This window comes from Corynebacterium sp. HMSC072D12, assembly GCF_001813925.1.
Classification (GTDB): Bacteria; Actinomycetota; Actinomycetes; order Mycobacteriales; family Mycobacteriaceae; genus Corynebacterium; species Corynebacterium aurimucosum.
On record NZ_KV814392.1, the window covers coordinates 105,039 to 126,158 of the forward strand.

Here is a 21,120-nt window from a genome sequence, read left to right on the forward strand (position 1 = left end):
CATCATAAGTGGTCTAATTCAACACTCTAAAAATGGCTCTTGTCTTGGACCAATTTCCTGGTCCACTATGTGAGCCATGACTGAACAGAAGATTGAACAGGGACGCGCCACGACGCGCGTCAAGCGTGGACTGGCTGACATGCTCAAGGGCGGCGTCATCATGGATGTCGTGACCCCGGAGCAGGCTCGAATTGCTGAAGATGCGGGTGCGTCCGCCGTCATGGCGCTCGAGCGCGTACCGGCCGATATCCGCGCTCAGGGCGGCGTGGCTCGCATGTCTGACCCGGACCTCATCGAGGGCATCGTCAACGCCGTGGATATCCCGGTGATGGCGAAGGCCCGCATCGGCCACTTCGTCGAGGCACAGATTCTGGGTGAGCTGGGCGTCGATTTCATCGACGAGTCCGAGGTGCTCAGCCCGGCCGACTACGTTAACCACATCAACAAGTGGGATTTCGACGTTCCTTTCGTGTGCGGCGCGACGAACCTGGGCGAGGCCCTGCGCCGCATCACCGAAGGTGCGGCCATGATTCGCTCCAAGGGCGAGGCTGGCACTGGCGACGTCTCCGAGGCCGTCAAGCACCTGCGCACCATCAAGGGTGAAATCGCGCGCCTCCAGAACCTGGATCGCGACGAGCTCTACGTCGCAGCCAAGGAACTGCAGGCACCGTATGACCTTGTTGCTGAGGTTGCGGAGACCGGCAAGCTGCCGGTCGTGCTGTTTGTCGCTGGTGGTGTGGCCACGCCTGCCGACGCCGCGCTCGTCCGCCAGATGGGCGCCGAAGGCGTCTTCGTCGGCTCCGGCATCTTCAAGTCTGGTGAGCCTGCGAAGCGCGCGGAAGCCATCGTTAAGGCTGCCACCCTCTATGATCAGCCAGCCGAGCTGGCCAAGATTAGCCGCGGCCTGGGCGAAGCCATGGTGGGCATCAACGTCAACGACATCCCCGCCCCGCACCGCCTGGCCGAGCGCGGCTGGTAAACGCGGTGCGCGCGATGAACATAGAGCGCGCAACGGGCACGATGGCGGCAGACATGGCACACCCGCTCGTCGGAGTGCTTGCGCTGCAAGGCGGAGTGGAAGAGCACATCGCTGTGCTGGTGAGCCTCGGCGCTAAAACACGCCGGGTGCGCTTGCCGCAGGATCTCGACGGGCTGGACGGAATCATTCTGCCGGGCGGAGAGTCGAGCACCATCGATAAGCTGGCGCGCTCCTTCGGCGTCGCGGAGCCGTTGCGCCGAGCCGTCGAGGGCGGGCTGCCGGTTCTTGCCACCTGCGCGGGGCTTATCTACAGCGCTCGCGACCTGGAGAACCCCGCGCCGGGCCAGCAGACGCTGGGGCTTATCGACGTCACCGTGCGCCGCAACGCCTTCGGGAACCAACGCTTCTCCGAGGAGCGCGTCGTTCCCGTCGCGATGCAAAGTCAGCGACCCGATGTAGAGGCCTCCGAGGCCGGGACGCGGCGCACCGAGTCCCGAGACGCCGCGGCGCATGACGACACCGAGGCTCCTGACACAGGGGCCCGAAGCATCACGCTAGACATCGAGGCGAGCTTCATCCGCGCGCCCATCGTTACCCGCGTGGGTGAAGGCGTCGAGGTCATCGCCACGGTGCCTGCCCCTGCGCGTGGTACTGCGGCTGGTGGCGCGGCAAGGGCTAGTGGCGCGGCAAGCAGCAGTGAAGTTCTCAGTGCGGGTGCGAGCGCTAAATCTGGTGTGGCGTGCGCAGATAGTGCCGGGCATGACGGGGAGCTAACTCGTCTTACTGCGGGACACGAAGTGATCGTCGGTGTGCGGCAGGGGCACGTCACAGCGCTGAGCTTCCATCCGGAAGAAAACGGCGACTCGCGCCTCCACGCCGCGTGGCTCGCGTCCTTTGCCTATTAACTCTTTCTGTCCGCACCCCTTTCTGCCCGCGAGCTCTTTCGGCAAATACCTATCACTCGATAGTGCTCTGGGCTACATTGAGATGTGCCAGCCGAACACATCACTCCCAGAAAGGCTCCTCGCCGTGAGCACACCTGCCCCAGAACAAGTCCGCGAAGACATCCGCTTCCTCGGCCGGGTGCTCGGCCGAGTTATCGCGCAGCAGGAGGGCGAGGACGTCTTTGAGCTCGTCGAATCCACCCGCCGCATGGCCTTCGACATCGCGCACGGCGATGCCAAGCCGGAAGATCTCGTCGCTATTTTCCGCGACCTCGACATCACCAAAGTCAACCTCGTGGCGCGAGCGTTCAGCTATTTCGCGCTCATCGCGAACCTAGCGGAGGACTTGGATGACGAGTCCGTCGAGGCGCCGGTTTCCCTGCGCAAGACATTCGCCAAGCTCAAAGAAGAAGGCGTCGCACCTGTCGACGCCGCCTCCGTCATCCGCGGTGCGCACGTTGCCCCCGTTCTCACCGCGCACCCCACCGAAACCCGCCGCCGCACGGTTTTCGACACCCAGACCCGCATCAAGAACCTCCTCAAGGAAGCACACCGCGGCGGCGACATGGCGGCGATTGAGAAGGAAATGTACCTGCGCATGACGCTACTGTGGCAGACCGCGCTGATTCGCATCGCCCGTCCCACCCTTGAAGACGAAATTGACGTCGGCCTGCGCTACTACAAACTCTCGCTGCTCGAGCAAGTTCCTGCCCTCAACCGCGCTATCCGTCACGCCATGCGTGAGACCTTTGGCCAGCAGCTTCCCGATTCCCCCGTCGTCCGCCCTGGCTCTTGGATTGGCGGCGACCATGACGGCAACCCCTTTGTCAATGAGCACACCCTGACCTATGCCACCCGCAAAGCCGCGGCGACGGTGCTCCAGTACTACGCCGACGAGCTCGGCGAGCTGGAGCGCGAACTCTCTCTATCAGACCGCTATTCCTCCAGCTCCAAGGAGCTGGGCGCGCTTGCCGACGCCGCCCACAACGACGAAAAATCTCGCGTCGACGAGCCCTATCGCCGGGCCATCTTCGGCATCCGGAAGAAGGTGCTGGCGAGGTTGGAAGGGGAGGCGTCGCCAAGCGCCTATGCGTCTCCGGAGGAGCTCAAGCGGGACCTGGATGTGATCGACCGCTCGCTGCGCCAGTTCAACGATGACATCATCGCCGATGACCGCCTTGCCCGATTGCGCTCGGCGGTGACCACGTTTGGATTCCACCTCTCGACGCTGGATATGCGCCAGAATTCGGAATCCTTTGAGAACGTCCTCACCGAGATTTTCGCCGCAGCCAGCATTACCTCGGACTATCGCGGGCTGGGGGAGGAGGAGAAGGTCGCGCTGCTGGTGCGGGAGTTGCAGACAAATCGTCCGCTGCTCTTCCCGGGCACTGAAAAGGAATTCACCGAGGATACAGCCAAGGAGCTGGGGATTTTCCGTGCGGCGGCCCGCGCTGTGCGGGACTTTGGACCGAAGTCGGTGTCGCACTGCATTATCTCTATGACGGGAACGGTCTCCGATATTTTGGAGCCGATGGTGCTGCTCAAGGAGGTGGGGCTGAACCAGGTAGATGTGGTGCCGCTGTTTGAGACCATCGAGGATTTGAAAGCGGGTGCTGGCATCCTGGAGAAGCTCTGGCAGGTGCCCGTGTACCGCGAGCATCTGCGCTCGCGCGGGGATGTGCAAGAGGTTATGTTGGGGTATTCGGATTCCAACAAGGACGGCGGGTATCTGCAGGCGAATTGGGCGCTGTACGACGCCGAATTGGCCCTAGTTGAGCTGTGTGAGCGCCACGGCGTGGAGCTGCGTTTGGCGCATGGCCGTGGTGGTGCGGTGGGCCGCGGCGGTGGCCCGACGTATGATGCGATTTTGGCGCAGCCGAAGGGCGCGGTCTCGGGTTCGGTGCGTATTACTGAGCAGGGCGAGGTGATTTCTGCGAAGTATGGAGCTCCGGAGACCGCGCGCCGTCATTTGGAGGCTTTCGTTTCCGGTGCGTTGGAGGCATCGTTGTTGGATACCGAGCCGATTGCGGATCCCGAGCGGGCCTACGACATCATGCGGGAGCTGGCGGACTTGAGCGGTACGGCGTACTGCCAGCTGGTTGATGACCCCGGGTTTATCGCCTACTTCACCCAGTCCACTCCGCTGCACGAAATCGGCGAGCTTAACCTGGGCTCGCGCCCGACCTCGCGTAAGCAGACCACCGCGATTACGGATTTGCGAGCGATTCCCTGGGTGCTGTCGTGGTCACAGTCCCGCACCAACATTCCGGGCTGGTTCGGCGTGGGCAGTGCGGTGACAGCGTGGGTTAAGCAATCCTCCAGTGGTGAATGTGGAGTAGGACTGGCCAGCGTAGAAGAAGTAAATGCCACTGCGGATGGAGCAGAAACCGGAAAGGCCGGAGTAAAAAGCGGCGATGGAGAAGTGGAGAAGCGCTGGGAGGAGCTGCGTGAGCTGTACCGTACGTGGCCTTTCTTCCGCTCCGTGTTCGCCAACATGGCGCAGGTCATGGCCAAGGCGGAGATGCAGCTGGCACGCCTCTATGCCAACCTGGTTGATGACAAAGAAACCGCGGACCGTATCTTCAGCCTGATTTCCGCGGAGTTTGAACGCACCCGCGAGGTCTACCTCAAGGTCACCGGCAACGCGGAGTTGGTCAGTGAGAACCAGCGCCAGGCGCGGTCGCTCAAGCGGCGCTACCCGTACCTGCTTCCGCTCAACGCCATCCAGTTGGAGCTGCTGCGTCGCTACCGCCGCGGCGACGATCAGTTCCTGGTGTCCAAGACCATCCAGGTCACGATGAATGGTCTCGCCACAGCGCTGCGCAACGCCGGCTAAGCCGGCACGCCCGCCAAACCGACCGCCCAGCCAACCGGTACGGCCAACCGGCACGGCCAACCGGCACGGCCAACCGGCACGGCCAAAATTCCTGCGGGACAGGCTTGAGCGCATGATCAGTTCCATGAATTAAGCCGGCACGCCGAATGCCCCGCGAGGAGGCGGTTTCCTGCGGGGTACGACCAAACAGTGCTGGAAGAATGCCCTGGCGCTGGTAGCGGCGTTGCTTGCACTGCTACCTGCACTGGCGGGACGGGGCACACCGGTGCCTTAGCGGGCATTGGGGGTAGTTGAAGGGGGGGCTAATTGAAGGCGCTGGTGAAGACCGGTGCGGCGTCGTATGGCGGGATCCATGCCACCCGCCCGCCGATACGGTCCATGTGGCCGCGTGAGGGCGGGGCATCGGGGTCATCGTCGTTGACTCCGTTGTGGTACGGACACAGTGGCACCAGGTTGAGGATGTTGGTGGGCCCGCCGCGGGCCCAGGCTTTGATGTGGTGGATTTGGCATTTCTCAAAAGGAACCTTGCAGCCCTCCCATGCACAGCACGGATTCTCCGCAGCCAAGGCGAGGCGCTGCTTCGTGGTGGCGAAGCGCTGGAAGCGGAAGACATCGAGCGGGCCGTGCTCGCGGCTGACAGCCACGATGATCCCCTTGTCCAGCAGAGCGCGCTCCACTAGCTGCGAACCGGTCATCGTCGCGCCACTTGTTGTGCGGACGATGAACTCTTCGCCATCCTTGTCGGTATTGCCCTTGAGCAGTTCTGCGTAGTCATCGAGCTGCAGGACCGCCATGGTGGCAACCTCAGTTTTGACGCCACCGCCCTCCAGATTCTCTAAGAAGCTCTCGCCGGGGCGTTCCTGGTCGATGCCTTCGAAGACGCCGGTCAGCTGCAGCGAGTCCGCGGTGACCGTGAGCGTGGCCAGGCCGTTGCCATGCTGGGTGAGCTTGGCGCGCTCGGCATACGTGCGGGGCTTGCGCATCATCCGCAACCGCTTGCGCGCTACCTTTTCCACCAACTCAGCGCTGGTCTGGCACAGCTCCACCCGCAAATCCCACGCTTTGTTGTGGTCCCGGACTTTGGCCACGAAGTGCTCGATAAGCTGCAAGGTCACCAGCCCGTGCCCGCGCCGGCGGGCGGCTGCAACCGCCGTGCGCTGCTTCTTCGTCGAGGAGGTATGCCCGAAGTAGGTGTGGTGAAGAGAGAGGAACACGGTGGCGTCGGCAGGCGTGGCGCCAAGGGACACCAAGTCAGATTCAGACAGGCCCGCGCACTCGGCCACCAGGTCAATGGCGCGGCCGAGTGCGGCGAAGTATGTCTGCAATCTCATACTCCGCAGCCTAAAAGCACCCCATCCTGCCGCCAAGCCCCGGACTAGCCATCCGACGAAATCTGTGGATAACTAGTCGGCACTAGGCGCCGGCAAGGCCGCGGCGCTTGAGCAGCGGGGCGACGTCCTTGTCGCGGCCGCGGAACTCGCGGTAAGCCTCCGTGAAGTCGCGGGATGCGCCCTTCGACAGGATGACATCGCGGAACTTTTGGCCGGCCTCGCGAAGGTCGGTTTGCTCCTTGAACCACTCGAAACCATCGGCATCGAGGGCCTCGGCCCAGAGATAGGAGTAGTAGCCCGCGGAGTAGCCACCGGCGAAGATGTGGTTGAAGTAGGTCGAGCGATAGCGCGGCGCAATGAGCTCGTTGTCTAGCCCGGCCGCGCGCAGGGCCTCGGCCTCGAACTCGGCGATGGCCTCCGGTGTAGCTTCCAACTCGGCGGCCTCCGACGCGCTCAGGGAATGCCACGCGAGGTCGATGATCGACGCCCCCAGATACTCCGAGGTGGCGAATCCCTGGCCGAACTCGGAGGCGGCGGAGATGGCGTCGAGAAGCTCGTCCGGAATAGGTTCGCCCGTCTCCACGTGGCGGGCGTACTCCTTGACCAAGTTCTTATCCAGTGCCCAGTTCTCGTTGATCTGCGAGGGGAATTCCACCCAGTCACGCGGTACGTTGGTGCCGGCGAAGGTGGGGTAGCGGACGTCGGAAAGCAGGCCGTGCAGGGCGTGACCGAATTCGTGGAAGACAGTGCGGACCTCATCCATGCTCAGCAGCGGTTGGGAGCCGTCGGCGGGCTTGGTGATGCCCATGACGTTGACGATGACCGGCTTGCGCTCCAGCAGTCGGGACTGCCCCACGAACTCGCTCATCCATGCGCCGCCGCGCTTGGTGGGGCGCCCGAAGTAGTCGGTGAGGAGGAGACCGATCCCGTGCGAGTCCTTTTCCCCGTGCGGGACGGAACCGTCCCGCACCTCCCACACGCGAACCCCCTCTGCGTAGCCCTCGAGGTCATCGCGCGGGATAACGGTGATGCCGTAGAGACGTTCGGCGGCGGCAAAGACGCCCTTCTCTAGGACCTGGTCCAGCGGGAAGTACTTGCGCAGCTCCTCCTCGTCGAGGGAGAAGTCGCGGGCGCGGACCTTGGATTCCCAGTAGGGCCAGTCGGCGGCGGTGAATCCCTGGCTGTTGAGCTCAGCCTCTTCAGCGAGGAGCTTCTGCTCGCCTTCGGCATTGGCCGCGGCGGCGGGGGCGAGGTCGAAGAGCATGGTGCGGGCGGCGTCGGCAGTCGCGGCGGTTTCCTCGGCGATCACGTAGTCGGCATGAGAGGCAAAGCCCAGCAGCTCGGCCCGTTCGGCGCGCAGTTGGACGGCCTCGATGAGCCCCGGGATGTTGTTTTCGGATCCCCTGCTTGCCGACGCCCCATACAACCTCTCCCTCGCATCCTCCCGCGCCAGGCGGCTTAGCTCCGATTGCACGGTTGGCAGCTCCAGCGGGATGGCATAGCCCTCGCGGCCAAGCGCCTCAGCGTCGGCTTTGGCGGAAGCGATGCGCTCGGCGGGCAGGCCTTCGAGTTCCTCCTCGGTGAAGGAGACCGCGCGCTCGCGGGTAGATGCCATGAGGTTGCGGCCAAATTCCTCCGACAGTGCAGAAAGGCGCTGGTTGATCTCAGACAGGCGGGCCTTGCCAGTCGCATCGAGATCGGCACCCTTGCGGGCAAAGGTGCGCAGGAGGTGGTCGTGGAGGCGCTGGCCTTCTGCGTCGTCGGCAGGCGGCGTCGCCTCCTTGATGCGCGCGTAGAGCACCTCGTTCTGGTACATCGCGTCGTAGTGCGCGGACAGGCGCGGGTAGATGTCGGCGGCGATCTCCTCCATCTCCTCGGTGACATCCGTACCGGAGAGGTTGCCGAAGACGGCCATGACGCGGTCGAGGTCCTGGCCGGATCGCTCGAGCGCCTCCACGGTGTTTTCCCACGTAGGCGCGGCGGGGTTGTCGGTGATGGAGGCGATCTCGGCGTCGTGAAGCGCGAGTGCTTCGTCGAAAGCGGGGCGGTAGTGCTCTACCTTGATCTCCGCAAACGGCGGGAGCTGATAGGGCAGCGTAGAGGGGGTCAGTAGTGGGTTAGTCATAAGAAACCACCGTACCTAATAAGCCCGTCCCTATGTGATGGCTTTCACTATGAGCCCATGAGGACTGGCGTGCGTTCCCTGCGTGGAGTGGTGGCACGGTACACCAGGACGATGTCGAGAACCAGGAACGCCGCCAAGGTGATTCCTAAGAGCGGCAGGAAGACGCCCACGGTGGCCGCGAAAAGCGCGCCCAGTCCTGTGGTGGCCCAGGAGAAGTGGGCAGTCGGGAGGAAGCGTGGGCGACGTTTCCACCACATGTAGTACCCCAGCACCACGAGAGCGGCGGTGGCGAGACCCAGCGTGAGTAGCGCAATCTGCAATGGCAGCCCGAACATGATGCCCATGTGCAGGTAGATGCCCCAGCTGCTGAGCTTGCTAAACAGCGGCAGGCTGGAGAAAGGCTGGCGGTCGATGACGTCGCCGGTGGCGCCATCTACCGAAATTGCATCGGAGGTGGTGCGCCATTCCACCCAGCGTTCGCTGACCTGCCAGGCGGAGTGGGCGTCCTCCGGTGGGTACATACGTAGCGGGCCGGTGAGTCCCTCGGCGCGACCGGTGGCGAAGACGCGCTCGGCCTCGGCAGCTATGTTCGTGCTTGACGATGCCCCTCCAACCCCATGCCCTTCATGACCTTCATGCATGGTGTGCTCATGCGTTTCAGCGGTGGTGCCGGGGAGGGCAGTCTCGATGGGGGTGGCCTTCCACTGCATGCGCTCCACTAGGGAATCAACGTTGTCGCCGGCCAGTCCCGACCACGTGATACCGGTGGCAGAGAGACCAAGCAGACCAATGAAGATCCAGGCGCCGACGGTGGAATGCAGACGGGTGGCCTTCCAGCGGGCAGAGCGCTTCGGCTGCTGAGCGGCGTTCCCGGTTGCCTTGTTCTTCGGGCGGCGGCGAATCCACCACATATAAAGACCGCCGCAGGCCATGACCCATAGCCAGGAGGCGGCCAACTCTGAGTAGAGCTCACCGACCTTGCCCAAGTGGAAGCTTTCGTGCAGGGAGGAAATCCAGCGGCGTAGCGGCATCTCGCCCAGGCCGGAGTAGGTGGTGTAGTCCCCGATGACCTCGGCGTTGGCCGGATTGATGAAGACGGTGCGCTGGAGGCTTTCATCGATACTGTCATCAGACACCAACACGCGCGTGGAATCCGTGGGGTTGGTTGCTGGCCAGACTTGGGACACAGGCATGTCTGGGTGCTCGTGCTGTGCGGCCTGGATTTGTTCTTCCAAGCTCACGGGGTGCTCGACCGCCGGAACGGAGATGACATCGTGGTACACCACCTTCTCCAGGGTGGGTGCCATGGCATAGAGGCAGCCAGTCAATGCCGCAACGAGGATGAAGGGGCCGACGAACATACCGCCATAAAAGTGAATGCGCTGAATGAAAGATCGCAGAGCCGTCCGACTCATAGGTAGTGCTCTTTTCAGTGTCTTTGGTGAAGGCCCCTGCTGAACGTTCGCGGGGCGCTCAGCAAAGGGCGATGGACAGGCGCTGATATCAACTGCACTACTAGTCGGAGGTGATGGCTTCTCGGTTCCCAAGTAGTGAAAAACTTTTTAAATAACTGGGGGCCTCGGCGTGAAAAGGATGAAAACCCCGCGAGATAAGGCGCGAGAAGCAAGAATCAGTCAAGAAAAAGCTCTCGCAGCTCAACGGGTAAAAATAGCGTCGCGGAGTGCTGTTTAGGCCTGTTTGTGGTTAATGAAGCAAGAAAAGACCGCCTCGAACTCCAGGGAGGAGACGAAGCGGTCTTTTGTTAAGTGCCTAGCGCAGAATTACTTCTTCAGGCCATCAATGATGTCGTTGAAGGCAGCGACAGGGCGCATGACCTCGGCTAGCTTCTCCTCGTTCGGGGCGTAGTAGCCGCCGAGGTCGACGGGGGAGCCTTGGACGTCGAGAAGCGCCTGCTCAATCTCGCCTGCCTTGGCCTCGAGGGCCTCAGCAACCGGCTTGAAAGCCTCGGCCAGCTCGGCGTCGTCGGTCTGTGCAGCCAGCTCCTTGGCCCAGTTGAGGGTCAGGAAGAAGTGGGAGCCTCGGTTGTCGTTCTCGCCCACCTTGCGGGACGGGGACTTGCCCTCATCCAGCAGGGTCTCGGTGGCCTTGTCCAACGCTGCGGCCAGGACACCTGCCTTGGCGTTGCCGTTGGTGTTGTGCTCGTGGCGGAAGGACTCAGCCAGAGCCAGGAACTCACCGAGGGAATCCCAGCGCAAGTGGTTCTCCTCCTGGACCTGCTGGACGTGCTTCGGAGCGGAGCCGCCGGCACCGGTCTCGAACAGGCCACCGCCAGCCATGAGCGGAACCACAGACAGCATCTTTGCGGAGGTGCCCAGCTCGAGGATGGGGAAGAGGTCGGTGTTGTAGTCACGCAGGACGTTACCGGTCACGGAGATGGTGTCCTCGCCCTTGCGGATGCGCTCGACGGAGATCTTGGTCGCGGTGACCGGATCCTCGATGGAGATGTCGAGACCCTCGGTGTCGTGATCCTGCAGGTACTTGTTGACCAGCTCGATGAGGTTGGCGTCGTGGCCGCGCTCCGGGTCGAGCCAGAAGATGGCCTTCATGCCGGACAGGCGGGCACGGTTGACGGCCAGCTTGACCCAGTCCTGGATCGGGGCGTCCTTGGTCTGGCAAGCGCGCCAGATGTCGCCCTCCTCCACGTCGTGGGAGATAAGGGCCTCACCCTTGGAGTTGCGGACCTCAACGGTGCCGGCAGCCGGCACCTTGAAGGTCTTGTTGTGGGAGCCGTACTCCTCAGCCTTCTGCGCCATGAGGCCGACGTTCGGGACGGTACCCATGGTGGTCGGATCGTAGGCGCCGTTAGCCTTGCAGTCCTCGATGACTGCCTGGTAAACGCCGGCGTAGGAGGAATCCGGGATGACGGCGAGGGTGTCCTGCTCCTCGTCGTTCTTGTTCCACATGTGGCCGGAGGTGCGGATCATAGCCGGCATGGAGGCATCGATGATGACGTCGGACGGAACGTGCAGGTTGGTAATACCCTTGTGGGAGTTGACCATGGCGAGGTCCGGACCGTCGACAAGCGCGTCGTCGAAGGCAGCCTTGATCTCAGCACCGTTCTCGAGCTTGTCCAGACCCTCGTAGATAGCGCCCAGGCCGTTCTCGCCGTTGAGGCCAGCAGCCTCGAGCTCCTCGCCGTACTTCTCAAAGACATCAGCGAAGAAAGCGCGGACGACATGGCCGAAGATGATGGGGTCAGACACCTTCATCATGGTGGCCTTGAGGTGAGCGGAGAAGAGCACGCCCTCTTCCTTGGCACGGGCAACCTGAGCCTTGAGGAACTCGTCGAGTGCCTTGGCGGACATGAAGGTGCCGTCGATGACCTCGTCCTTGAGGACCGGCAGCTTCTCCAGCAGGGGCTGCTCGCCCTCGGCGGTCTTCAGAACGATGGAGAGGGTGTCCTCCTCCGGCATGATGACGGACTTCTCGTTGTGGCGGAAGTCGTTAGCGTCCATGGTGGCCACGTTGGTCTTGGAATCAGCGGACCACGCGCCCATCTTGTGCGGGTTCTTCTTAGCAAAGTTCTTGACTGCAATCGGGGCGCGGCGGTCGGAGTTGCCCTCACGCAGAACCGGGTTCACAGCGGAGCCCTTGACGGCGTCGTACTTCTCCTGAGCCTCTTCGTACTCCGGGAGATCAAAACCGGCTGCCTGCAGCTCAGCGATGGCCTTCTTCAGCTGCACCAGGGAAGCGGAGATGTTCGGCAGCTTAATGATGTTGGCTTCCGGCGTCTTGGCCAGCTCGCCGAGCTCAGCCAGGGCATCGGAGACCTTCTTGTCACCAAGGCGCTCCGGGAACTGGGCCAGGATGCGGCCGGCTAGGGAAATGTCGCGGGTTTCCACCTCGATGCCTGCGGTGGACGCGAAGGCCTCCACGACGGGCTTGAAGGAGTAGGTCGCCAGCAACGGCGCCTCGTCGGTACGGGTCCAGATAATCTTTGCCATGGTTCTCCTAAAGAAGTTGAAAACTGTTCAACCTCACAGGATACCTGTCTTATTTTCTCGCGGTGCCGGTCCCCCTGTGACTCGCGCCACCCGCGGGAGGGGTCTGTGTACTTGGCACAACCTTTCCGGCTGGACTTACGAGCTCGGGAAGGGAAGTACTAAGGTCTGCCCCCGTGAAACCGATGAATACCAGTATCCAACGCCGCCCCGTCCCGCGCCAGACGGAAATCTCCGCGACGCGCCGCACCATCGTGATGATCGCCATGGCGCTGGGCGCTTTTGCCATCGGCACCACGGAGTTCACCTCCATGGGCCTGCTGCCGCTCATCGCGGATGATTTCGGTATTACGGAAGACACGGCGTCGGTGGTTATCTCCGTCTACGCGCTCGGCGTCGTGGTGGGCGCGCCGGTCATCGCTGCACTCACGGGCAAGCTCCCACGCCGCCGCCTCATCATCCTGCTGATCGCTTTCTTGCTCGTGGGTAACCTGCTGACAGCCTTGGCCCCGAACTACGGTGTTCTGCTGGTGGCGCGCTTCATCGCGGGCCTGCCGCATGGCGCATACTTTTCCGTAGCTAATCTGGCGGCGGCCTCGATGGCCCCACCGGGCAAGCAAGGTTTTGCCATGTCGATGGTGGGCATGGGCCTTTCCGTTGCCACCGTGATCGGTGTACCGGCAGCCCAAGCCCTAGGCCAGGGACTGGGCTGGCATTCGGCCTACTACTTGGTGGTGGTCCTTGCAGCCTTAACGATGGTGCTGCTCTTTTTCCTCTTCCCGCACATGACGCGTATGCCGGAAACGGATATGTTCACCGAGCTCGGCGCGTTGAAGAACAGCCAGGTCCTGCTCACCGTGTTCCTCGGCACCGTCGGCTTTGGCGGCATGTTCGCCGTCTACACCTACATCACGTGGACCATGACGGAGGTCGCCGGTATGGACCCGAACCACACCTGGATTGTGCTCATGGCCTATGGCATCGGTATGACTGTCGGCAACGTTGCTGGCGGTGCGCTGGCGGACCGAAACCTGGAATTCGGCATTATCTTTGCTCTCATCTGCATGGTCGGTGTGTCCGTGGCCTTCTACTTCTTGGCGCACAACGCCTGGGCTGGCACGATTGCCTTTGGTGTCTTGGCCTTCTTTGGCTCCATTCTCGTGCCCTCTCTGCAGCTTCGCCTCGTCAACGTGGCGGGGGATGCGCAGAGCCTCGCGGCGGCCTTGAACCAGTCGGCCCTCAATATCGCCAATGCGGCGGGTGCTGCTATCGGCGGTGCGGTCGTGGGCGCAGGTTATTCCTATAACTCCACCGCCCTCGCTGGTGCGGGGTTGGCGGTGGCCGGCTGCATCACCTGGGTTATCACCATGTGGGACAAGCGCCGCCGCGGCCTTTCCGTGAAGATTATTGAACAGAGTTAGACTGGCCGGCATGAGTTTCACCATCGCCTCCGTCAACGTTAACGGCATCCGCGCGGCCTGCAAACAGCGCAATGAGAACAACCCGGGTATGAACGCGTGGTTGGAGACCACGCCGGCCGACGTCGTCCTCATGCAGGAGGTGCGCGCCAACCCCGAGCAGACCCAGAAGGCCCTGGCCCCAGCCCTGGAGGCCGGATGGAACCTGGTGCAGGCCGAATCCGTCGCCAAGGGCCGCGCGGGTGTGGGAATCCTATCGAAGCACGCGCTTGGCGACGTCTCCGTGGGCTTCGGCTCCTTCGCCGAATCCGGCCGCTTCATCGCCGCCACCGTGGAAGGCGTGCGCGTGGCCTCTTTGTATCTGCCCTCCGGCGATACTGATTCCCCGAAGCAGGATGAGAAGTACCTTTTCTTGGATGAATTCTCTGAAGTTTTGGATGAGATGGCAGCGACGTATCCGGAGTCTGTTATCGGCGGTGATTGGAACATCTGCCACCGCGCCCAGGACTTGAAGAACAACAAGCCCAACGAGAAGAAGTCCGGACACTTGCCGGAGGAGCGAGCCTTCATGGACCGCGTTTTTGGCTCTTTCCCGGATGATGAGCCCCAGGAGAAGAAGGGGCTTGGGGACTGGCTCGGCGTGGTGGACTACGAAACCAAGACCGCCTGGGAGGCGGCCAAGGATCCGCAATGGTTTGACGTCGCCAGGCGCCTGCACCCGGAGGCCGAGGGGCCCTATACCTGGTGGACCTACCGCGGCCAGGCTTTCAACAACGACGCCGGGTGGCGCATTGACTATCAGGCTGCCACGAAGGCCATGCTGGAGCGCGCGCAGCGCACGTGGGTGGAGAAGGCGCCGACGGTGGAGGAGCGCTGGTCCGATCACTCTCCGCTTCTGGTGGAGTACAAGTAGCCCACATCAAGTAGTGGTACGATAATCCCGTCTTAACGTCCTTTTCTATTTCGCAGGAGATGCTCATGACCCGCGCAATCATCTACTTTGTCCTCGGCGCTATTCTGCTTGCCCTGGGTATCTGGTGGTGGACCATCGTCGGACCGTCCTTTGCCTTCCTTGGCCCGATCGTCCTCCAGGGTGTTGGCGGCGCGTTCATGGTGGCCGGTTTCGCCGTGATGATGGACGTTATTAGCCCGACCTCCCGCAAGATTTAACCGACGCAGCGCCTCCCCGGCGGAGGCGGCAGAGTAGAGTGATCAACCATGACTGACTCCACTTCTGCATCGACCTCCGCTTCTCGAGTCCTCTCTGGTATTCAGCCCACGGCGGACTCCTACCACCTGGGTAACTACCTTGGAGCGCTCAAGCAGTGGATTGACCTGCAAGACTCCCACGAGGCTTTTTACTTCATCCCGGACCTGCACGCCATCACAGTGGAGCAGAACCCGGAGGAGCTGCGCCACCGCACCGTGGCGGGCGCCGCGCAGCTCATCGCATTGGGCATTGACCCGGCGAAATCCACCCTCTTCGTACAATCCCACGTCCCCGCACACGCGGAGCTGACGTGGGTTTTGCAGTGCCTGACCGGCTTCGGTGAGGCTTCCCGCATGACCCAGTTCAAGGACAAGTCCCTCAAACAGGGCCAGGACCGCACGTCCGTGGGCCTATTTACCTATCCCGTCCTGATGGCCGCGGATATCCTCCTGTATTCCCCGCACTATGTGCCGGTGGGGGAGGATCAGCGCCAGCACCTTGAGCTCACCCGCAACCTGGCGGAGCGCTTCAACAACAAGTACGGCGAGGTCTTCCGTGTGCCGGAGGCCTTCATTCCGGAAGGTTCGGCCAAGATTTATGACCTGCAGGAGCCGACGTCCAAGATGTCGAAGTCGGGGGCAAACCCGAAGGGTATCGTGAACCTGCTCGATGCTCCCAAGACCTCCGCCAAGCGCATCAAGTCCGCGGTGACCGATGACCTTGGCGTGGTGGCCTTTGACCGCGAGAAGCAGCCCGGTGTGTCCAACCTGCTGGCCATTCAGTCCGCGCTGACTGGCGAGAGCATCCCGGACCTCGTGGACAAGTACGAGGGCCAGGGCTATGGCCACCTGAAGGTGGACACGGCGGAAGCACTTGAGGCTTTCACCACTCCGCTGAAGGCTCGCTACGACGAGCTCATGGAAGACCGCGGCGAGTTGGAGCGTATTTTGGCCAAGGGCGCCGAGCACGCCACGGAGATTGCCACCCCGCTCGTGGACAAGGTCTACGAGGCGGTGGGCTTTCTCCCCGCGCGTCGCGGCTGAGTTGGCTAGCATGATGAAGACTGTGTAGAGGATTCTGTAACTTATTTCTGTAATTCATAAAAAGGGGAAAGCCTGTGGCGCCAACGACTCAACCCGATGAGAAAAAGACTGATGATTACGGCATCGAGCGTGCTTATGCCGATGAGCCGGGAGCGGTAGATAAGGTCCGCGAGAAGTCCGGTTTTATCGACCACATCATGAAGATGCTGGATCGCTACGGTAGCCAAGGCGGCAACCAGTTCGCGGCCGGAATTACGTATTTCTCGGTTCTTGCTATCTTCCCCATCTTCATGCTCACGGTGGCAGCCATCGCCACCGTGTTGGCCAATCGCCCCGATCTCATGCAACAACTGGAAGAGCAGATCGCGAACGCCGTGTCGGGCGATCTGGGGGATTCGATTACGGAGCTTCTCCATACCGCGATTGAACAGCGCGGTGCGATGTACGGCATCGGTGGCCTCACCACCCTGTGGTCTGGGCTCGGCTGGATGAATAACCTGCGCATCGGCATTTCGGCGATGTGGATGCAGGATCCGACTGACGCCCCGGGCAACTTTGTGACCAAGAAGCTCAGCGACCTGCTGGGGCTCATCGGCCTGCTCGTGGCCATGGTTATCGCCTTCGGCGTGACGGCGGCGGGTTCCTCCGGACTGACCCAAAAGATCTTCGAGTGGGTTGGTATCGAGTCCTTCCCAGGAATGGGAACGGTGCTGGTTATCGCCGGCATCGTGATCGGTCTCATCGCTAACTTCCTCGTCTTCTGGTGGATGGTGGCTTTCCTGCCGCGCACGAAGGTGCCCACCAAGTCTGGTCTGAAGGGCGCGGCTATCGGCGCTGTGATCTTTGAGGCCATCAAACAGCTGTCCACCGTCATCATGTCCTCCGCAGCGGGCAACCCGGCCGGCGCCGTGTTTGGCCCGGTGATCGTCCTCATGGTGGTCATGTACTTGGTCTGGCGCGTCGTGCTTTACGTCTCCGCCTGGACAGCCACCACCGAGGAGTCCCTCGAGCTGCTGGTTCCGCCGGTTCCGGATCAGGCAGTCATCCGCGTCCGCAACGAGATCCGCCAGGGCCCGAACACGGGCGTGACCTTGGGCGCCGGTGCTGCCCTTGGTGCGGCCGCCGCGGGTGCGTGGGCCCTGCTGCGGCGAAAGTAGGGCGGGATGCTACCAGCGTCTTTTGCCCCGAACCTTTATACGCACTTCACCCTGGATTCGCGCGCGACCTCACGCGAGCTCAGCGTGCAGCTAGCGGCTGCCGACGCCCACCTCGAAGGCCTCGGCTACCTCCCCGAGGACTCCGAACGCGAGGAACTCGCCGTTGCCGCCCGCATTCTCTGCGAGCCCTCGTCCCGAGCCAGCTATGACCAAATGATGGAATCAGGTGCTCGGCTCACGTGGGCGCAGCTCGATGACTACGCCACTACCGGCCGCTGGGGCGAGAGCTATCATGCTGCCACACCCGCCGCGCCTGTTCAGGACGCCCCGCGCGCTACTCCTGGCACCCGAGTGCTTTTGGCCGTCATCGACTACGTCATTGCGGCGATTGGTGTGTCCCTCTTGCTAAGCGTCGGGGTATACAACTCCACTCTCAATGAGGTCTGGCTCACCAGTTTCTCGGGGATCATCACGGTGGCCTATTACATCTGCTTCGAAGTCCTAGTTGGGGCAACGCCGGCGAAGCTGATAGCTGGATACACGGTGCGCGATGTCACCACCCACAACAAGCTCACCTGGCAGCAGAGCATCAAGCGCAACTGGTGGCGCGTGGCCTCCCTCGTGCCGCTCATCGGCCCGCTCATTGCCTTCTTTGGTGCCCTGTACGTGGTGACCACGATTGGTCCGAAGAATGCGCTGCGCGGCCAGCACGACAGTATGGCTAACGCCGAAGTAGTGAAAAAGTAGCAACCACTACGACCAGGAGAGCGACGAGCCCTGCCACGAGCCACCCAATCCAGCCCTGCGAGTCCCCAAAGGATGAAGACCCCGCAGTCGCCTCCGGGGTGGCGGGCGTGGACGGCGTGGTTGGAGCCGGGGTGGTTGGTGCAGATTCCGAGGGCTCCTCTTGTCCAGCCGCGAAATCATCCACAAGCCCTACGCCATCGCCGGGGCGGACGTCGGAGGCTTCGTCGAGAAGCATCTGCGCCTGCTCCCAAGCGCGGAAACCATGCTCGACGGTTGTATCGAGGAGGACCGCCTGCAGGCGGCGCCCGCCGCGATTAATCGCGCCGACGAAGGTATGGTGCGCGTCCTCGGTATAGCCGGTCTTGCCACCAATACCGTCCGGGTCGTTGAGGAAGAGCCCATTGTCGTTCCACAGCTCATAACCGGGCATGTCACCCCAGCCGGGAAACTCCACGTGCTCGGTATCGACGATGCGCGCGAAGGTGTCGTTGGCAAAAGCCGCGCGGTAGATCAACGAGATATCCGCCGCGGACGTCGACATGCCTGCCGCGTCCAAACCGGAGTAGCTCGCCGCCACCGTCGAGCGCGTGCCAATCTCCTGTGCCTTCGCGTTGACTTTCTCCAGCGCCTTCTCATCCCCGCCAACAGCCTGCGCGAGGGCGTGCGCGGCGTCGTTGCCGGAAGCCATGAGTAGACCCTGTAAAAGCTGCTCCACGGTGTAAACCCCATCGGGGCCGAGGCCGACGGCGGAGCCTTCGACGGAGGCGTCGTCAAGCGTGGCGGTGATGCGCTGGTCCAGGGGCAGCTCTTCGATGACCACGAGCGCCAGCAGCGCCTTGATGATGGAGGCTGGACGGTAGCGCCCGTTGGGATCCTTCATGGCGATGATTTCGCCAGTATCCAGGTCGCTAACCATCCACGCCGAAGCCACAACGTCCTTATTGACCCGAAAACCGCGCGGGGCTGTCACACCGCACGCAGCGCCCTCAACCGCGGGAAGGGGAGTGGGCGCTTCCTGGCCAGGTGCCAACCTCTCAGAGGTGGTCGTCGGTTCCTCGGGAACAAGGGAATGCGGGCAGGAGTCGGTATCCGGCGCGGTGGTGCGCGTGGGCGATGAGGACTCTTCCTCTTCTGCAAACGCGGGCGGCGTCGCGGCCAAGGCGAGGGCAGTGAGGATCGCGGGGACATGTTTCATAGCGTGCTTAATCCTAGACCGCGTCCTAGGATGATCCTCATGCATGACGCACCTCTGATTAGCCCCGAAAATAAAGACTCCGGCGCTGAGATTTTCGCCGGCCTGCCCAAGGTGACGCTCTTGGCGCCGTTGCCCACGGATGCTTCCACCCCAGAGGAGCTCCGCGCGGCCACGCACGCTGTTGTGCAGGCGCTTGCCAGCGACCACGTGGTCTACGCCGAGCTCCGCCTGCGCCCCAGTGCTTTCTCCTTCGGTGCCGCCGAGGCGCTCGCTGCAGCGCGGGAAGGACTCGACGTTCCCGGAATTGATGCTCGCCTCATCGCTGAGGGCGATGCCAATAGCTGGGATGTAGGCGAAGGCGTTGCCGGTGCTGCGCTGACAAAGTTGTCTGCGGCTGAGAAGCTCCGCGCAGATTTCATCCCGTGGGAGCGGGACGTTGCCTCCTATGAGGATGCCGTGGTGGCTGTGCAGGCGGGTGCGACACGCCTTGTGCACGCCACTGATCTTGTCGATGACTTCAGCGCTGATCTCGACGGCGTTCGCCCTGGCAAGGCATCCGCGTGGGTGCGGGATCGCCGCATCGCGTTGACCTTCGCGCCGCTGGAGGAGCTGCCCGCAGAGGAGCTGGCTGACCATCCTCTGCCGCTGCTGCAGCAGCTTGGCTTTACCTGCACCGTGGCAGGCGAGAAGCTCAGTGACGTTTTCCTGGCCCTGAGCGAGACCTTCGGCTATGGGCTGGAGGAGTTCTTCGATCTCACTATCAAGGCGATTGAGAACTCTTTTGCCAGTGAAGAAGACCGCCAGCGCCTCATCGAGCAGGAAATCCTACCCGCCTACGAGGAGCTAGCGGATCCGGAATTCGCGGAAGACGCTTCTGATGTGAACGCTTCCGAAGCGGAAGAAGACAGCGAGTCTTCCGAGTAAAAACTAGAAGCGGGAGAAGCGCTTCGTCAGCATTTCCTCCAGGCCCTTCCAGGACTCCGCGTGCTCGGTGTAGGGCTTGGAGGGCACGTAGCCTGCGTGCTCGGTGGAACCCAGCATGTAGCCCAGGTAGTCCTGGAAGCGCGGGTTCTGCAGCATGTAGGAGTTGATGGAGTCATCCCCGGCCCAGTCGGCGGCATCTGCGCAGACCTCGTAGCAACGGCTCATCTGGTCCGTATCAACGGATTCGGGGCCCTTTTCAATATCGCGGACAATGCCGTAGAAGCTGTACTGGTTATCCGGGTGAACGGTGACCTCGAGCTCACCAGCGTTCGCTGCGGCAACGACTTCCTCCCAGGTGGATACCTTTGCTAGGTCGTGGTCATCGTTTTCCATGATCCAGCGCACCAGCACCTTGGAGCTGGGGAAGGTGAAGATTTCGCCCCACTTGCCCAAGAAAACCGGCTTGCCGTCGAGGTAGGTGCGCAGGGTGTAGACCGTCCTCTGATCGGCGGTGATCTTCACCGGGTCGATGCCCGCGGCTGCCCAGGGGGAGCTGTCATAAGGATCGGCGGATTCTGCGGCGGCCTTGCGCTCTTCCTCGGCCTTCTTGCGGGCTTCCTCCGCTGCTTCGCTGGCGGCGGAGATGCGGGTGGCGGCGTTGGTGGTTGCATCCTGGGTGAAGTCAGAGGAAGGAACGACCTTGACCACCTTGTCGAGGTCTTCGATGACCGAGCGCCAGTTGCTGTGGATAACGCGGCCCACGCCGGACCACTCACTCATGCCCTGTTCACCGGCGTAGTGATCGGCTCCGCGGGCAGGGTTGCGCAGGATGGAGTGCGATGCGAAGAAGATGACGGTGTGTTCCGCGGCGCAGACCTCCGCTAGTGCCTGTGCAATCTCCAGGCAGCGTGCGACGGTGGACACGTTCTCGTGGCTGGGGCGGCCGGCCAGGTGCTTCGGCATGCCGATGAGGTCGTAGACGCGTTTCTTTTCTGGCACGACACGGTCCGCCGCTTGGGAATTAAAGGCTTCCCACTTCGGGTGGTCGAGCAAGTCGTGCTTCGTGCCGGATTCGAGGAAGCAGAGCATCTCGGCTTCGGTGTTAAAGAGCAGGACGGATTCGTCGTCACCGAGAAAGGCCTGCCACTCGGAACCGTTCTGGCGCCACTTTGGCGCCCATAGGGTATAAAAATCGCCCTCAGAAAGGGAGAGCTTGATGGGGACAATAGCGCGGGTGTTCATGGGCAAA

Annotated in this window: 16 protein-coding genes; 10 read left to right on the forward strand and 6 right to left on the reverse strand. The window is 62.4% G+C overall.

The features are described 5' to 3' along the window. Positions 1-76 precede the first annotated feature (76 nt). The 3 genes from pdxS (at position 77) to ppc (ending at position 4,759) form a co-directional block, all read left to right on the forward strand. The gene (pdxS, locus tag HMPREF2943_RS04115; RefSeq protein WP_049157099.1) at positions 77-979 is read left to right on the forward strand and encodes a pyridoxal 5'-phosphate synthase lyase subunit PdxS; all 903 of its coding nucleotides are present in this window, start codon (positions 77-79) and stop codon (positions 977-979) included. A gap of 95 nt (positions 980-1,074) precedes the next feature. Continuing rightward, complete coding sequence (locus HMPREF2943_RS12720; protein WP_371325743.1) at positions 1,075-1,884, forward strand: type 1 glutamine amidotransferase family protein; 810 nt, start codon at positions 1,075-1,077, stop codon at positions 1,882-1,884. Between the two features lie 124 nt (positions 1,885-2,008). Continuing rightward, entirely contained in the window at positions 2,009-4,759 is a 2,751-nt protein-coding gene (ppc, locus tag HMPREF2943_RS04125) for a phosphoenolpyruvate carboxylase (protein WP_070710869.1), read from the forward strand. 302 nt (positions 4,760-5,061) lie between these two features. Here ppc and HMPREF2943_RS04130 read toward each other — a convergent pair whose 3' ends face one another. The 4 genes from HMPREF2943_RS04130 to HMPREF2943_RS04145 all read right to left on the reverse strand — a co-directional run bounded on the left by HMPREF2943_RS04130 (position 5,062) and on the right by HMPREF2943_RS04145 (position 12,180). Beyond that, entirely contained in the window at positions 5,062-6,090 is a 1,029-nt protein-coding gene (locus HMPREF2943_RS04130) for an HNH endonuclease signature motif containing protein (RefSeq protein WP_070644388.1), read from the reverse strand. Positions 6,091-6,172: 82 nt separating this feature from the next. Then, entirely contained in the window at positions 6,173-8,215 is a 2,043-nt protein-coding gene (locus HMPREF2943_RS04135) for a M3 family metallopeptidase (protein ID WP_070710870.1), read from the reverse strand. Positions 8,216-8,262: 47 nt separating this feature from the next. After that, positions 8,263-9,630 carry a PepSY-associated TM helix domain-containing protein gene (locus tag HMPREF2943_RS04140; protein WP_070710871.1) on the reverse strand — a complete coding sequence of 456 codons (1,368 nt, stop codon included), beginning with the start codon at positions 9,628-9,630 and terminating at the stop codon, positions 8,263-8,265. A gap of 366 nt (positions 9,631-9,996) precedes the next feature. Further along, a complete protein-coding gene (locus HMPREF2943_RS04145; protein WP_070710872.1) occupies positions 9,997-12,180 on the reverse strand; it encodes an NADP-dependent isocitrate dehydrogenase in 2,184 nt (727 codons plus the stop codon). Between the two features lie 182 nt (positions 12,181-12,362). Between HMPREF2943_RS04145 and HMPREF2943_RS04150 the strand changes: the two genes are divergently transcribed. From HMPREF2943_RS04150 to HMPREF2943_RS04175, 6 genes are all read left to right on the forward strand, one after another. Continuing rightward, positions 12,363-13,598: an MFS transporter gene (locus tag HMPREF2943_RS04150; RefSeq protein WP_210399720.1), complete on the forward strand. Its 1,236-nt coding sequence runs from the start codon at positions 12,363-12,365 to the stop codon at positions 13,596-13,598. Between the two features lie 10 nt (positions 13,599-13,608). After that, on the forward strand, positions 13,609-14,508 hold the full coding sequence (locus HMPREF2943_RS04155) for an exodeoxyribonuclease III (protein ID WP_070710874.1): 900 nt from the start codon (positions 13,609-13,611) through the stop codon (positions 14,506-14,508). A gap of 65 nt (positions 14,509-14,573) precedes the next feature. Then, entirely contained in the window at positions 14,574-14,765 is a 192-nt protein-coding gene (locus HMPREF2943_RS04160; protein ID WP_049157254.1) for a hypothetical protein, read from the forward strand. 48 nt (positions 14,766-14,813) lie between these two features. Next, on the forward strand, positions 14,814-15,848 hold the full coding sequence (gene trpS, locus HMPREF2943_RS04165) for a tryptophan--tRNA ligase (RefSeq protein ID WP_070710875.1): 1,035 nt from the start codon (positions 14,814-14,816) through the stop codon (positions 15,846-15,848). A 74-nt stretch (positions 15,849-15,922) separates the two neighbouring features. Next, complete coding sequence (locus tag HMPREF2943_RS04170; RefSeq protein WP_070521401.1) at positions 15,923-17,005, forward strand: YhjD/YihY/BrkB family envelope integrity protein; 1,083 nt, start codon at positions 15,923-15,925, stop codon at positions 17,003-17,005. 6 nt (positions 17,006-17,011) lie between these two features. After that, the gene (locus tag HMPREF2943_RS04175) at positions 17,012-17,752 is read left to right on the forward strand and encodes an RDD family protein (RefSeq protein ID WP_070710876.1); all 741 of its coding nucleotides are present in this window, start codon (positions 17,012-17,014) and stop codon (positions 17,750-17,752) included. On the opposite strand, the gene HMPREF2943_RS04180 is transcribed toward HMPREF2943_RS04175, so the two are convergent. Beyond that, entirely contained in the window at positions 17,727-18,947 is a 1,221-nt protein-coding gene (locus HMPREF2943_RS04180; RefSeq protein WP_070446409.1) for a D-alanyl-D-alanine carboxypeptidase family protein, read from the reverse strand. The two genes, HMPREF2943_RS04175 and HMPREF2943_RS04180, sit on opposite strands and share 26 nt — an antisense overlap. 39 nt (positions 18,948-18,986) lie before the next feature. Between HMPREF2943_RS04180 and HMPREF2943_RS04185 the strand changes: the two genes are divergently transcribed. Further along, positions 18,987-19,871 carry an amidohydrolase family protein gene (locus HMPREF2943_RS04185; RefSeq protein ID WP_210399718.1) on the forward strand — a complete coding sequence of 295 codons (885 nt, stop codon included), beginning with the start codon at positions 18,987-18,989 and terminating at the stop codon, positions 19,869-19,871. 3 nt (positions 19,872-19,874) lie between these two features. Here the strand turns inward: HMPREF2943_RS04185 and HMPREF2943_RS04190 are convergent, their stop codons facing one another. Continuing rightward, positions 19,875-21,113 (reverse strand): hypothetical protein, encoded by a 1,239-nt coding sequence (locus HMPREF2943_RS04190; protein WP_070446405.1) that lies wholly within the window; start codon positions 21,111-21,113, stop codon positions 19,875-19,877. Between the last annotated feature and the right edge of the window lie 7 nt (positions 21,114-21,120).

Excerpts from the sequence above, each read along its gene's own strand:
- HMPREF2943_RS04175 (WP_070710876.1), top strand. The coding sequence starts at position 17,012 with ATGCTACCAGCGTCTTTTGCCCCGAACCTTTATACGCACTTCACCCTG.
- HMPREF2943_RS04185 (WP_210399718.1), top strand. The coding sequence starts at position 18,987 with ATGCATGACGCACCTCTGATTAGCCCCGAAAATAAAGACTCCGGCGCT.
- pdxS (WP_049157099.1), top strand. The coding sequence starts at position 77 with ATGACTGAACAGAAGATTGAACAGGGACGCGCCACGACGCGCGTCAAG.
- HMPREF2943_RS04140 (WP_070710871.1), bottom strand. The coding sequence starts at position 9,630 with ATGAGTCGGACGGCTCTGCGATCTTTCATTCAGCGCATTCACTTTTAT.
- HMPREF2943_RS04135 (WP_070710870.1), bottom strand. The coding sequence starts at position 8,215 with ATGACTAACCCACTACTGACCCCCTCTACGCTGCCCTATCAGCTCCCG.
- HMPREF2943_RS04145 (WP_070710872.1), bottom strand. The coding sequence starts at position 12,180 with ATGGCAAAGATTATCTGGACCCGTACCGACGAGGCGCCGTTGCTGGCG.
- trpS (WP_070710875.1), top strand. The coding sequence starts at position 14,814 with ATGACTGACTCCACTTCTGCATCGACCTCCGCTTCTCGAGTCCTCTCT.
- HMPREF2943_RS04130 (WP_070644388.1), bottom strand. The coding sequence starts at position 6,090 with ATGAGATTGCAGACATACTTCGCCGCACTCGGCCGCGCCATTGACCTG.
- HMPREF2943_RS04180 (WP_070446409.1), bottom strand. The coding sequence starts at position 18,947 with ATGAAACATGTCCCCGCGATCCTCACTGCCCTCGCCTTGGCCGCGACG.
- HMPREF2943_RS04150 (WP_210399720.1), top strand. The coding sequence starts at position 12,363 with ATGAATACCAGTATCCAACGCCGCCCCGTCCCGCGCCAGACGGAAATC.
- HMPREF2943_RS04190 (WP_070446405.1), bottom strand. The coding sequence starts at position 21,113 with ATGAACACCCGCGCTATTGTCCCCATCAAGCTCTCCCTTTCTGAGGGC.
- HMPREF2943_RS04155 (WP_070710874.1), top strand. The coding sequence starts at position 13,609 with ATGAGTTTCACCATCGCCTCCGTCAACGTTAACGGCATCCGCGCGGCC.
- HMPREF2943_RS04160 (WP_049157254.1), top strand. The coding sequence starts at position 14,574 with ATGACCCGCGCAATCATCTACTTTGTCCTCGGCGCTATTCTGCTTGCC.